The sequence below is a fragment of the Paenibacillus sp. FSL H7-689 genome, from assembly GCF_000517905.1.
Lineage (GTDB): Bacteria > Bacillota > Bacilli > Paenibacillales > Paenibacillaceae > Paenibacillus > Paenibacillus amylolyticus.
On record NZ_ASPU01000026.1, the window covers coordinates 1 to 14,031 of the forward strand.

At 46.0% G+C, this 14,031-nt stretch carries 13 protein-coding genes; 10 read left to right on the plus strand and 3 right to left on the minus strand.

The features are described 5' to 3' along the window. The 8 genes from C170_RS19445 to C170_RS19480 all read left to right on the plus strand — a co-directional run. A partial coding sequence (locus C170_RS19445; protein WP_036613293.1) for a GDSL-type esterase/lipase family protein occupies positions 1–871 on the plus strand: 871 nt, incomplete at its 5' end. Continuing rightward, on the plus strand, positions 872–1,837 hold the full coding sequence (locus tag C170_RS19450; protein WP_036613296.1) for an ABC transporter ATP-binding protein: 966 nt from the start codon (positions 872–874) through the stop codon (positions 1,835–1,837). Then, positions 1,830–2,819: an ABC transporter permease gene (locus C170_RS19455; protein WP_036613298.1), complete on the plus strand. Its 990-nt coding sequence runs from the start codon at positions 1,830–1,832 to the stop codon at positions 2,817–2,819. The genes C170_RS19450 and C170_RS19455 overlap by 8 nt, the downstream gene beginning before the upstream one ends. 76 nt (positions 2,820–2,895) lie before the next feature. Continuing rightward, positions 2,896–4,875 carry a DNA topoisomerase IV subunit B gene (gene parE / locus C170_RS19460; protein ID WP_036613300.1) on the plus strand — a complete coding sequence of 660 codons (1,980 nt, stop codon included), beginning with the start codon at positions 2,896–2,898 and terminating at the stop codon, positions 4,873–4,875. A gap of 12 nt (positions 4,876–4,887) precedes the next feature. Then, entirely contained in the window at positions 4,888–7,350 is a 2,463-nt protein-coding gene (gyrA, locus tag C170_RS19465; RefSeq protein ID WP_036613303.1) for a DNA gyrase subunit A, read from the plus strand. 228 nt (positions 7,351–7,578) lie between these two features. Then, the gene (locus C170_RS19470; RefSeq protein ID WP_036613306.1) at positions 7,579–8,019 is read left to right on the plus strand and encodes a MarR family winged helix-turn-helix transcriptional regulator; all 441 of its coding nucleotides are present in this window, start codon (positions 7,579–7,581) and stop codon (positions 8,017–8,019) included. A 275-nt stretch (positions 8,020–8,294) separates the two neighbouring features. Further along, positions 8,295–8,741, plus strand: coding sequence for a MarR family winged helix-turn-helix transcriptional regulator (locus tag C170_RS19475; RefSeq protein ID WP_036613308.1), 447 nt, complete (start codon positions 8,295–8,297; stop codon positions 8,739–8,741). Further along, positions 8,738–10,249 carry a DHA2 family efflux MFS transporter permease subunit gene (locus C170_RS19480; RefSeq protein ID WP_036613311.1) on the plus strand — a complete coding sequence of 504 codons (1,512 nt, stop codon included), beginning with the start codon at positions 8,738–8,740 and terminating at the stop codon, positions 10,247–10,249. Before C170_RS19475 ends, C170_RS19480 begins: the two co-directional genes overlap by 4 nt. A 105-nt stretch (positions 10,250–10,354) precedes the next feature. Here the strand turns inward: C170_RS19480 and C170_RS19485 are convergent, their stop codons facing one another. The 3 genes from C170_RS19485 to C170_RS19495 form a co-directional block, all read right to left on the minus strand. Then, complete coding sequence (locus C170_RS19485; protein WP_036613313.1) at positions 10,355–10,699, minus strand: MGMT family protein; 345 nt, start codon at positions 10,697–10,699, stop codon at positions 10,355–10,357. Between the two features lie 193 nt (positions 10,700–10,892). After that, positions 10,893–11,624: an RluA family pseudouridine synthase gene (locus C170_RS19490; protein WP_036613315.1), complete on the minus strand. Its 732-nt coding sequence runs from the start codon at positions 11,622–11,624 to the stop codon at positions 10,893–10,895. Positions 11,625–11,626: 2 nt separating this feature from the next. Next, complete coding sequence (locus C170_RS19495; RefSeq protein ID WP_036613317.1) at positions 11,627–12,490, minus strand: class I SAM-dependent methyltransferase; 864 nt, start codon at positions 12,488–12,490, stop codon at positions 11,627–11,629. A 226-nt stretch (positions 12,491–12,716) separates the two neighbouring features. Here C170_RS19495 and C170_RS19500 point away from each other — a divergent pair, with 226 nt between their 5' ends. Both C170_RS19500 and C170_RS19505 read left to right on the plus strand, forming a co-directional pair. Further along, on the plus strand, positions 12,717–13,169 hold the full coding sequence (locus C170_RS19500; RefSeq protein ID WP_036613318.1) for a flavodoxin: 453 nt from the start codon (positions 12,717–12,719) through the stop codon (positions 13,167–13,169). A gap of 5 nt (positions 13,170–13,174) precedes the next feature. Then, positions 13,175–13,981, plus strand: a complete 807-nt coding sequence (locus C170_RS19505; protein ID WP_051447301.1) for a hypothetical protein — start codon at positions 13,175–13,177, stop codon at positions 13,979–13,981. Positions 13,982–14,031: the final 50 nt, after the last annotated feature.

Genomic DNA, 14,031 nt, shown 5'->3' on the forward strand with positions numbered 1-14,031 from the left:
GATGAAAAAGAAAAAAAGCCTGGATTCAGCACCCTGGATCTGGAGAACTGTCAGTACAGTATCCATCTTGGCAACTTTGTTGTTGTTATTTGGATTTGGTTACGCCATAAAAGACGTGATTTTCCCCGAGGGAGATTCGGCATTAACTACAGGCCAGGAGGCAACTGCTCCATCTAAGGATATCGAGGGGGAACCGGCTGTCGTGGAAGATGGCAAGATTCGGATGGCCGTCATCGGTGATTCTCTGGCAAGAGGCACGGGCGATGATGAAGGACTCGGTTTTGTGAGACGTGCAGGGAATCTGCTTAAAGATAAAGGATATGACGTTCAGGTTCTTAATAATCTGGGTGTAAACGGTTTGAGAACAGATGCTTTATTGGGAAAACTCGATGAGCAAGGCGTACGTTACGTCTTACAACAATCCAATTTTATCTTGCTCTCGATCGGCGCAAATGATTTGTTCCAGGGAGGACAAGTTCTACAGGGGGAAGATCCGCCAACAGCAGAGCAGCTGGCAGCGGCTTTGCCGGAAACGTCGAAGCGCCTTCAAGAGATATTGAAGAAAGTCAAAGAAATTAATCCCGATGCGCAGATTGCGTACATAGGGTTGTACAATCCATTTGGCGATGTGAAGGAACTGGAGAAGCCAGGTAATGCAGTGGTGGCTGCATGGAACGATGCTGCACTGGCTATTTTGAACAATGAGGACAAGATGACACTGGTCCCTACATTCGATTTGTTTGAAAATCATCTGGGGGAGTATCTCTCGTCAGATCATTTCCATCCCAACGGACAAGGTTATGAGCAAATTGCAGTTCGGATTGCACAGGAATTCCAGGCAGATACACCGGCAGAAGGGAGCGGAAATTAAATGGCAGAGCAGCAGTATGATTCCGTCCTATCCGTACAGAATCTGAAAAAGCGGATCGGACGCAAATGGATCATTAAGGACGTTACATTTGACGTAAAACCTGGTGAAATCTTCGGATTTCTCGGTCCCAACGGTGCCGGCAAAACAACTACGATACGGATGCTGGTCGATCTGATTAAACCAACAGAAGGAAAAATTAAAGTCTGTGGTTATGATGTGAATCGGGACCCTGAGCGTGCTTTGAAGTATGTAGGCTCCATTGTTGAAAATCCGGAGGTATATACATATCTGACAGGGTGGGAGAACCTGGAGCATTTCGCTCGCATGCAACCAGGTGTGGACAATGAACGAATTCAGGAAGTTGTAGATATTGTGCGTCTGGATCAGCGGATTCACGATAAAGTCAGAACGTACTCATTGGGTATGCGTCAACGGCTCGGTATTGCACAAGCGCTGCTTGGGCGACCGCGTCTGCTTATTCTGGATGAACCGACAAATGGTCTTGATCCAAAAGGGATTAAGGAACTTCGTGTCTTTATTAAGCAACTTGCCAGCGAAGGTATGGCTGTATTTGTCAGCAGTCACTTGTTAAGTGAGATCCAGCTTCTCTGTGACAGAGTAGCCATTATCAGTGCTGGGCGTGTGCTTGCTGTTGGAGGTGTAAGCGAACTGATTGAAGATCATTCGAAGTTGGCTATATGGCATGTTTCACCACTGGAGCAAGGCAAAAAAATGTTGCAGGATGCAGGCATTGCTCTGGTAGGTCGACCTGCGGATGTGATGGATGATACCATTGTTGCGGGCCTTGGTCCCAACGCTGTGGTTGCCGAGATGCACGAAGATCGAATTCCTGATATGGTGCAACAGATGGTTCAAGCTGGTATACAGGTTGAAGGGGTACAGCGGATTCAGCCTACGCTTGAGCAACTATTCTTAAAAATGACAGAAGGTGAATCCATTGAGTAATATCATGCCGCTGATCCGCAATGAAACGATTAAGATGGTGAAGAAAAAACGGCTTTATATTATATTTATTGTACTTGCGGTCCTCGTACCGATGTTTACGTATGCCCAGATGAAATCTGCGGAGAATAATCGCGACAAGTTTGGCGGCGATTGGCGTCTTGAACTGCAACAGGCCATCACAGACAATCAAAATTCGCTCGGTAGCGATCGGGTACCTGAAGAGTACAAAAAATATAGAACCGTATATATCCAGCAGATGCAGTATTATCTTGAGAATGACATCAATCCCAAAGAACCGGGCGGTGTCACCTTTACGCGGGAGTTCATGAACAACGCGGTTGGATTGTTTATTCCACTGTTAATCATGGCTATTGCTTCAGATCTTGTTTCTGGTGAACGTACGACAGGTACGATTAAAATGCTTTTAACGCGTCCGGTTAGACGCTGGAAAGTGCTTTTGAGTAAATTAATTACGCTGATTATGTTTGTTTCGATCATAGTGGTATCAGCCTACATTATATGTTATGTCATATCGGGTGCGGTCTTTGGTTATAAAGGCTTCAACATGCCAATCTTCACAGGATTCAAAGTTGTGGGAACAGATGTCGATATGTCGGCAGTGCATGCTGTAGACCAGTGGCTGTATATGCTTATGCAGGCAGGACTAATCTGGTTTGTGAGTGTAATTGTGGCTATGCTTGCATTTATGGTATCCGTGCTTGTGCGCAGTACTGCTGCAAGTATTGTTATCATGATGGCCGCTTTGATTGCAGGAACAATCTTGACCAGTATGGCAGCGTCCTGGCAGACCGCGAAGTATTTGTTCATGGTTAACCTCGAACTTCCGAATTATTTGTCTGGCGGGTTACCTCCAATCGAGGGTATGAATTTAGGTTTTTCCCTTATTGTGCTTAGTGTTTGGGGCATTGCTTCACTCATTGTGTCATTCCTTGTCTTTACGAAACGGGATATCTTGAATTAAAATGGACAAGGATAAGAAAACATCTGTTTGCATTTTAGGCATTTTTTTAGTTGCAAGTTAAGAAGGGGGAGCATGAATGGTCGAGCAAATCGATATGTCGGCAGGTTCGACAGGCGGAGGACAGGGGTCTTCAGGCTACGACGCGGACGACATTCAAGTACTTGAAGGGTTGGTAGCGGTACGGAAACGGCCGGGGATGTACATCGGCAGCACCAGCACTTCAGGTTTACATCATTTGGTATGGGAAATTGTCGACAACGCTGTCGACGAACATCTCGCCAAATTCTGCTCCAAAATCGATATCACGCTGCATAAGGACGGTTCTATTACGGTTCAGGATAACGGAAGGGGAATTCCGACAGGTATACATAAAACAGGGATTCCTACTCCCCAGGTCGTGTTTACGATTTTGCACGCAGGCGGAAAGTTCGGTGGATCAGGATACAAAAAATCAGGCGGTTTGCACGGTGTAGGTGCGTCAGTTACTAACGCATTGTCCGAGTGGCTTGAAGTCGAGATTTTCCGTGATGGCAAGATTCATCGTCAGCGATTCGAGTATTGGAAGGACAAAAAAGGGATTGAACATGTCGGTGAACCGGTCTCCGGTCTCGAAGTGTTAGGCAATACCAATCGGACAGGTACAAAAGTTACATTTAAACCGGATATTCGGGTGTTCCAGAGCGGTATTCAATTTAATTATGATACATTGGCAGAACGTCTTCAGGAGATTGCTTTTCTGAATTCGGGTCTGAGAATTGTGCTCAAGGATGAACGTTCGGGCAATCAGGATGAATACATGTATGAAGGTGGAGCAAGCCAGTTTGTTGCTTTTCTTAACGAAAATAAAGATGTGCTGCATGATGTTATTCACTTCTATGCGGAGAAGGATGACATTGAAGTCGAAGTGGCAATCCAGTATAACGCGGGTTATACCGAAACGCTGGCTTCGTTCGTGAACTCGATCTCTACTCGGGGTGGCGGTACACATGAGACCGGATTCAGGGCTGCGTATACTCGTGTAATGAATGACTACGCGCGCCGTACCAGCATGATCAAGGAAAAAGATAAAAACCTTGAAGGCAATGATTTGCGTGAAGGTATGATGGCCGTCATCAGTGTCAAGATGTCAGAGGTTGAGTTCGTAGGTCAGACCAAGGATCAGCTCGGCAGCGCTTCCGCTCGAAGTGCAGTGGATTCGGTCGTGTCCGAGAATATTCAACGGTTCCTGGAAGAAAACCCGCAGGTAGCGCAAACGTTAATTCGCAAAGCGGTCCAAGCCTCCAGAGCCAGAGAAGCAGCACGCAAAGCACGTGATGATATGCGCACAGGCAAGAAACGTAGCGAAAGTTCCAACCTGAACGGCAAACTAACGCCGGCGCAATCAAAGGATTTTACCCGAAATGAGTTATTTATTGTCGAAGGGGATTCCGCAGGTGGTTCTGCCAAACAGGGACGTGACTCGAAGATTCAGGCTATTCTGCCGCTCAAGGGAAAACCGCTCAATCCGGAAAAATCAAAGCTGGCCGACATTCTCAAAAATGAAGAATACCGCGCCATTACAGCGGCGATCGGGGCGGGCATAGGAACCGAATTTGCAGTTGAAGACAGCAATTATTCCAAAATTATCATTATGACCGATGCGGATACGGACGGCGCACATATTCAGGTGTTGCTGTTGACCTTCTTTTATCGTTATATGAAGCCTTTAATTGATGCAGGCAAAGTATATATTGCTCAGCCGCCATTGTACAAACTTACTCGTAAGTCTGGTAAGCTTGCGAGTGTTCGATATGCATGGACGGATGAAGAACTGGCTAATTATATGAAGGAATTCGGTAATAATGTTGAGCTTCAACGTTATAAAGGTCTTGGTGAGATGAATCCGGATCAACTGTGGGAGACAACAATGAATCCGGAAACTCGTGCGATGCTGAAGGTACAGATTGTTGATGCAGCAAAAGCAGAACGTCGTGTATCTACGCTCATGGGTGATAAGGTTGATCCGCGGAAACGCTGGATTGTAGAGAACGTCGACTTTACAGAGTACGAAGAATAGAAGGTGCTTGGAATGAGTCCATCAGAACAATTTATGCCGGCCTTTCTCGAAGAGGTCGTTGGGGACCGTTTCGGTCGCTACTCCAAATATATTATTCAGGATCGAGCCATTCCGGATGTCCGGGATGGGTTGAAGCCAGTACAACGGCGTATTTTATACGCCATGTACGATTCAGGTAATACGCCTGACAAGACTTACCGCAAGTCTGCCAAAACCGTTGGGGACGTAATGGGTAATTATCATCCACATGGTGACTCCTCCATCTATGAGGGCATGGTGCGGATGGCTCAGCCATGGAAAATGGGCCATATGCTCGTGGACGGTCATGGTAACTGGGGATCACAGGATGATGACCCGGCAGCGGCGATGCGGTATACGGAGGCCCGTTTGTCGCCCATCGCGATGGAGATGCTTCGCGATATCGAGAAACGGACGGTTCTGTTTAAGGATAATTTTGATAATACGGCCAAAGAACCGGTTGTATTGCCATCCCGTTATCCGAACTTGCTGGTTAATGGTGTCAGCGGTATTTCCTCCGGATTTGCAACGGAGATTCCTCCACACAATTTGCGTGAAGTCATTGATGCTTCGATCGCTGTGATGGAGAAACCGTCGATTGAGCTGGACGAAATCATGATGTTTATGAAGGGTCCTGACTTTCCAACAGGCGGATTGATTATGGGCGGTGACGGCATTCTGGATGCTTATCGCACAGGTAAAGGACGGATCTATATCCGGTCCAAAACCGAGATTGAAAACATGCGCGGTGGCAAACAGCAGATCGTCATTACCGAAATTCCTTATCAGGTCGTGAAATCTCGTCTGGTTACAGCGATGGAGAACATCCGACTTGAGAAGAAGGTTGAAGGTATTGCCGAAGTGCGTGATGAGAGCGGACGTGAAGGTCTGCGAATCGTGGTTGAGTTGAAAAAAGAAGCGGACGCACAAGGTATTTTGGCTTATTTGCTGAAGAAAACCGACCTGCAGGTCACCTATAATTTCAATATGGTTGCGATTGTGAATAAAGCACCTCATCAATTAGGATTGAAATCGATCCTCGAGGCTTACATTGCCCATCAGCGGGAGGTTGTAACCTTCCGTACCCGGTTTGAGCTGGAGAAGGCGCAAGACCGTGCGCATGTGCTCGAGGGCTTGGTAAAAGCACTTAACATCCTTGATGAGGTCATTGCGGCCATCAAAGCGTCGAAGAACCGTCAGGATGCCCAAAACAACCTGATGTGGATGTTTGGATTCACGGAACGCCAAGCAGATTCCATCCTTACGTTGCAATTGTACCGTTTGACGAATCTGGAGATCAATTCTCTGGAGAAGGAACTCGGTGAACTGATGAAAAAGATTGCACAATTACAATCCATTCTGGATAGTGACCGCAAACTCATCGGAGTCATCCGCAAGGAATTGATGGAGATTCGTGAGAAATATGGCATAGACCGTCGTTCTGCGATCCAGGGTGAAGTGGAAGAACTTAAGGTTAATCTCGAAGTACTTGTGAATGCGGAAGATGTATTTGTTACGTTATCCAAAGAGGGATATGTGAAACGTACAGGCATGCAGTCCTTTACACGTTCTGGTGGTGAACGGAGCGGAAGTGGTGTGAAAGACGGCGATTATATCGCTCAGGTTCTGGAAGTAAATACGCTTGAGAACTTGCTTGTCTTTACGAGGAAAGGTCAGTACTTCCTGTTACCTGTTCACCAGGTACCTGAATTCAAGTGGAAAGATCCAGGCACAGCCATTGTGAATGTCATTCCTCTTGCGAAAGATGACCGTATTGCAAGTGTGCTTGCTGTAAAATCCTTTGAAGAGCCAAATCACAGTCTGGTCTTCGTTACGCGAAGAGGACAGGTGAAACGAACGGAGCTGAAGGATTACGTTACCAAACGTTCCGGTGCAGTTGCGGCTTGTAAAGTGGGCAAGGACGATGAAGTGTTATCTGTACATTTAAGTACAGGTGGTCAAGATATTATGTTGATTACAAAAGAAGCCATGGCGATTCGTTTCCGAGAGGATGAGGTTAATCCAATGGGACGTGTATCCGGTGGTGTTCGTGGTATTCAGTTAAGAGATACAGATGAAGTTGTACTGGCTTTATGGGTAGAAGGAGATGAAGGTGAAGTTGCCGTGTTGTCCGATCTGGGATATGGTAAACGATCATTACTTCTGGATTACGCTATACAGAGCCGTGGAGGCAAAGGGCTTGCCACATTTGAGTTCAAAGAAGGCAAACGTGTGAAACCGAATGGTAGCCGTATTGTCGGAGCGTTTTATTGCAAAGAGCAACGTAAGATCACTGTAATGACCAAAGAAGGCCAAGTGTTCCCGATCTCTTCGGAAGGTGTTCCGATTACAGAGCGCAAACATATTGGCAAGCTAATCGTTCATGTGGACAAACAAGACGAGATCGTTGAACTTCTAAGGGATTTCAATGAGAATCAACCAGCATCATCTTCATAAAAACAAACAAACGAGACTTTTCGCAGAACAGCTAATCCTGTCATGCGAGGAGTCTTTTTTTGTTGTTCGAAGGCGGATTAGAAGAGGGCATTCATGCGAAGTTTAACAACCTTCGTCGATTACGGTCGATCGCTAGGAAATTGAAAAAAGGCAGCAGGAATGCGGCTTTGGAGCGCGAAAACTTAAGCAGGTGAAGTGATAACCGGTTGCAGAGAGGAGCGATGGAAGATGTATAATTCCGATTTTGCCAAGTGCTGGTCCAGGTTGACCAAAGATTATAAATTGCATATGGATCAAGAGCTGGCACCCTCATTAACGGAGGCTCAGCTGGCTGTTTTGGAGGTACTTGAAGACCATCAGAAGATGAAACCTTCGGATCTGATTCCTTATCTGTCAACTACGCCAGCTGCTGTAACCATGCTGCTCGATCGAATGGAGAAGAATGATCTGATTCGCAGGAATCGGGATAATCAGGATCGACGCATTGTGTGGGTATCTCTATCAGAGAAAGGAAGAATGGAGACAGAGCGGGGAATTACCATCCGTAATGAATTCATGAACTCTGTTCTCAGTAACATTTCGATGCACAATCAACAATTGCTGGTATATCTGTTAGGCAAAATGACAACACCCAAGACCAAAGAGCCTGCCTTATCTACTTCGGTATGATACCATGCTGATTCTTCTGAATAACCATAGGAATGCCTGCTCGTTTCATGCAGGAGCCCTATGGTTATTTTATTTACAAATTACATATGCTACACACTGTGTCCAGGTTAGTTGGGTAAAGGCATGGATGTAACACAGTTAGTATGTCCTAATATTATTTTTGTGAATTCATATGTAAAGAGTTGACTATGTAAATATTTTTGTTATAATAAATAATTGTTCCCCTGATATTTCGTGTACGAAATATTATATTCCAAAAGTAAAAGGGTGAAACAATGACTGATACGTATGAAGTATTCTATATTATTAATTCGTTCCGCCAAGTGAATCAAATGCTTTTTCGAGCATTTTGGAATGAAAACAAGGAGATCGAGCTGACTTCGATCCAGTTTATGGTGTTATCCATCCTGAGGGAGCGTCCTTCCATTGGCATCAATGAAGTGGCTGAGCTATGCCATATGGGCAGTAGTTCCATGAGCGCTGTTGTGGAGCGGCTCGTCAAAGGCGAGTATATCGTTCGGACACGTTCGGATGCTGACCGCCGATCCGTTAAGCTTCAGATTACGGATAAAGGGGAACAGGCCCAACAGGAAACGCACCATTTGTGGATGGAAAGAGTGTCACCCATTCTGGATATATCGAAGGAAGACCTTGAGCACCTACTTAGAATTCATAGTCAAATGATTGAAAAGTTAGAAGGAAGAGAGATGAACAACATATGAGTACGACTACTGCTGCAGCTCCATCCTCAGCGATGGACAACATCAAGAAAGGCCCGATTGTAGCGGCATTGTTAATTGGTGCCTTTGTGGCATTCCTGAACCAAACCCTGATGAACGTAGCGCTTCCTAAAATCATGGATGACCTCGGCATCGGGCCAAACAAAGCCCAATGGTTAACTACGGGTTATATGCTTGTGAACGGTGTGCTGATTCCAATTACGGCATATCTGATTGCCAAATTTTCAACGCGTCAAATTTTCATTACAGCCATGACTCTATTTACCATAGGAACGTTAGTCTGTGGTCTTAGTCCAACCTTCACCATTCTGATGGTAGGTCGTGTCATTCAAGCGGCAGGTGCAGGTATCCTGATGCCTCTGATGACCGTTGTATTCCTGACCATCTTCCCAATTGAGAAACGCGGTCAGGCCATGGGAACCATGGGGATTGCGATGATTCTGGCTCCTGCGATTGGGCCTACACTTTCAGGTTATGTGGTTGAGCATTATTCCTGGAGATTGTTGTTCTACATCATCTTGCCATTCTCTATTATTGCAACGGCAATTGGTATTGCTTTTGTCAAAAACGTAACACGTCAGTCCAGACCTAAACTGGATTATCCAGGCGTTATTTTATCTACACTTGGTTTTGGTAGTTTGCTCTACGGATTCAGTGATGCGGGTACCGATGGATGGGGCAGTGCAATTGTCATTGGATGTCTCGTCGTAGGTGCGATATCCCTGATTCTGTTCGTTATTCGTCAACTGACAACAGATCATCCGCTCCTTGAGTTCCGTATTTTCAAGTACAACATGTACACATTAACAACGATTATCAATATGCTCGTGACAATGGCGATGTTTGCTGGTATGATCCTGCTCCCTATTTTCCTGCAAAACATTCGTGGATTCTCACCAATTGAATCAGGACTTCTGATGATGCCCGGTGCGATATTGATGGGGATTATGTCTCCAATTACAGGTCGCATATTTGATAAAGTGGGCGCACGCTGGCTTTCGGTTGCAGGTCTTGCCATTACGGCAATTACAACTTTTGGACTGAGTCGCCTGGCAATCGATACTACCTACGGCTACATGATGTTTATCTACACGGCTCGTATGTTCGGTATGTCGATGCTGATGATGCCAATCCAGACAGCAGGTCTGAATCAATTGCCTCAACGTCTGAACGCGCATGGTACAGCGATGTCCAATACATTGCGTACAGTTGCCGGTGCGATCGGTACAGCCATTCTGGTTACTATCATGAGTAGTAAGCTCAAAACACATCTGGCGGATGCAGTGGCTGCTGGCCAAGTTGACCCTAATAATAAGACAGCGATGTTAGCAGCTACAGCAGATGCAACGATTTACGGTGTTAACTATGCATTCATCGTGGCTACTGGAATGACCGTGGTTGCTTTGATCATGGCGTTCTTTATTCGGAAAACAAAGCCAGCTGTTGAGCCTGTTACTGTAGAACAGGAAAAAGCGACGGCTACAGCATAACGAATATCAGATAAAACCAAAAAGAGAACTCTAACAGTCGAAGGGGTAACCCTAACTGCCTGAGTTCTCTTTTTTTGGTGTGCGCGATAGGAGGAGAGTACTTTATTATTCGGGCTGGATCGTTGGATCGATAAGAAATACAGGATCGGGCTCATGACCGAACTGTTTGAGATTAATGGTTCCGTTTAGTTGAAACTCCACACCTTCGCTAATCAGTTCTGTTTCCTGCATCATGCGCGAGTGTTCGTCCGGTATGGAGATTTCTCCTTTTGCATTGACGACACGGTGCCAGGGCAGACGTTCCTTGCGGCTCATCGAGTGCAGAATACGTACGACTTGTCTCGCGGCTCTTGGACTCCCGGCATGGGCTGCAATCTGACCGTAAGTCATCACTTTACCTTCGGGAATCGCCGCGATGATCGCAACGACTTGTTTGGTAAACGGGGTCATCATGATGTCTCCTCTCTGTATTTTAGTTATGCAGCTGAAAATATAAGAAAACGTGTCGTTCAGATACAGAATCTGAACGACACGTTGTATGGACAGATGTAACCTGATCCTGTGCACTTATAGAGGTTGTTCGATAAAACCGCTTTTGATCCCATCTTATCGGTATTGAAAACCAGTCTTTTTGAACACGTATTTATTGAGATTGTCCAAAAGCTTTTTGGTACACAGCGTCTGGCCATTCTGCCCAGGGGAATTCTCTTGCAGGCAAAGATTGCAGAATAACTTCTTCCTTAGTAACTGGATGAGGAAAAGCAGCAATCGCAGACCATAGAGCAATCTGTTGCCCGGGTTTATTCACGCTTGCGCCGTACTTCTGATCCCCGTACAGAGGGCAGCCGATTTCTTTCATTTGCACTCGAATCTGATGAGATCTGCCGGTGTGCAGTTCGATATGGACGAGGCTGTAACGGTCTGTCTCGCCGATAACACGGTAATCCAGAACGGCATCCTTACCGCCAGCCGTACCTTTAGGTACAACAGTAACGGTATTTGTACGTGCATCTTTCAGGAGCGTGTGTTTTAACGTTCCCTGCTGTGCAGGCAAATTGCCGTGTACAACAGCCGCATATATTTTACGGAAATGACGTCCCCGCACAGTCTCGGACAATCTCGAAGCTGCTTTAGAAGTCTTGGCAAAAATCATTGCCCCTCCAACAGGACGATCAAGTCGGTGTACTAACCCGAGATAAACATTGCCAGGTTTGTTGTATCGTTCTTTCAGATCCTGCTTCAGCAATGTAAGCAAATCCGGATCACCTGATGAATCTTCCTGTGTAGGTACATTGACCGGCTTCGTAATGCCTAACAGATGGTTGTCTTCGAACAGAATCGGAATTGCATCGTGATCATGCCGATGTTCTGACATGATTAAGACTCCCAACGGCCCAGAATACCACAAGGCAGATCAAGACCACTACGTGTGATCGGCAGACCAATTTCACCTGCAGTAATTTCACCACCGTACTGAGCAGACATCGTCATGGTCAACATGTTGCGCAGAACCGTAGAGGAAATGCCCGTAGTGTAGGAGTTAACCAGCATGAATAATGGATTATCCGACAAGATCGTCATACATGACTTCAGGAAAGGATATAGGTTCTCTTCCAGTTTCCATGTCTCTCCATTAGGGCCACGGCCATATGAAGGAGGGTCCATAATAATGGCGTCGTAACGATTTCCGCGACGTTGTTCCCGTTGTACAAATTTGAATACATCATCTGTAATAAAACGAACAGGGCGATCAGCCAGTCCGGATAATTGAACATTTTCCTTGGCCCATTGAACCATGCCTTTAGCTGCATCCACATGCACAACAGATGCGCCTGCATAAGCAGCAGCTACCGTTGCTCCGCCTGTATAGGCAAACAGGTTCAAGACAGAAATAGGGCGTCCTGCATTGGAGATTTTGTCCATCATCCAGCTCCAGTTGGCGGCTTGTTCAGGGAACAGACCAGTGTGCTTAAAGCTGGTAGGTTTAATGTGGAATTTCAGGTTTTCGTATCCGATCGTCCAACGCTCGGGAATGGGCTTTTTCATATCCCAGTTACCGCCACCGGAAGAGCTGCGATGATAGTGACCATGCACCTGACGCCATTCATTGGTTTCTTGCTCAAGGGGCCAGATAATCTGTGGATCGGGTCTGCGTAAAATCACATCTCCCCAACGCTCCAGTTTCTCGCCGCCTCCTGTATCGATTACTTCATAGTCCTTCCAATTCTTAGCTACGTACATAATGATTTATCCATCCTTCAAAAGTCATTTGGATACTATTGTACAACAAAAAAGGGCTTGGACGCCAGTTGGGGGACGGGAGTGCGCCATATACTGAAAAACAAAGATAACCAAAAATTTAATTTGACAATGATAATCATTATCACATATGATTTTGTTAATCAAAAATTCATTCTTTCTTCATAGAGAGAATATAACATGATCAAATAAAGTGAGGGAAAAATAGATGGCTAAATTGTTAGTGGCTTATGCGAGCATGACAGGAAATACAGAAGAAATTGCAGAACTGATTGTGGAAGGAATTACACAGGGAGGCCACGAGGCAGACCTGAAATCCGTAACGGATTGTAATGCATCTGATGTATTGGACTATGACGGATTCATGATCGGTGTGTACACCTGGGGAGACGGGGAGTTGCCAGATGAATTCCTTGATTTCTATGAGGAGCTGGATGAGCTTGACCTGAGTGGTAAGAGAGCTGCGGTGTTTGGTAGTGGTGACACCTCGTATGAGCAGTTCTGCGGTGCAGTTGATCTGGCGGCTGCCAAGCTGCAGGAGCGTGGGGCGGAGGTATCTCCAGAGATGTTGAAAATTGAATATAGTCCGATTGAGCAGGAGAAAGAAACATGCCGTGACTTTGGCAAACGCTTCGCTACTGCCGGATTACAGGTGTCCTAAAGATCATGTTAAGACATAATGTTCAGGCAGCGATGCCAGTCGGAAGGAATGATCTTCCTGGACGTCTGCTTGAAGATTACAGATTGGAAGAAATGCTGCGCAGCCCACATCGATTCATCCGCCCTGAACCAGTGTCTGAGCAGCGTCTTCCACTTCAATGGAGGCACCGTGTACAATATGCGGTGAGCCATGCGGTCAATGCTTTTTACAGTCTCGACCCCGATGTTCGTAAAGAGGTACCCGTACAGTATTTACTTGAGAAGTGGTGGCCCAGAAAGACGGATGGTTTCGAATCTGTTCTCCATTACTGGGATGTGAAGAACAAGATTACGGATGAATTGTCACTCGCCATTGCAATGAACGATGATTTGAAGCATCCAGCCATTCTTTTTGAACAGTGGAGAACGGAGTTACCTTCATTATCCATGCATTTATCGATGATAATTCAGGCGGCCTGGCAACCAGAAGGCTGGGATTCGCTGCTTATTCAGAAATATATGGTTGTCCATGATCCAAACGTAGTTGAGGCATTTCAGCATATGGTCAGTGCATTCTGCTGGGAAGCCTTCGGAAAATTACCGGGTATGATCGAGATATACTGCTTGTTGGAAGGACGCAAAATAAGGTACATCCCTGGACGCCAGTCTCTGATCCGTTCCATGGACTACATTCGCTTGATACGTGACAGCATGCCGCAAGCAGAAGTGGTGGAGTCAGAACAGTTTACGACGCGTGATAAAGCGCGCATCCACGAAGAGGTAGATCGCTGGAGAACGGAAGCCATTGAACCGAAGAAAACATGGTTGATGTGAAGACAGTTGAAGGATAACGATATATCATGCAGATAGAGGAGGGGAAGTTG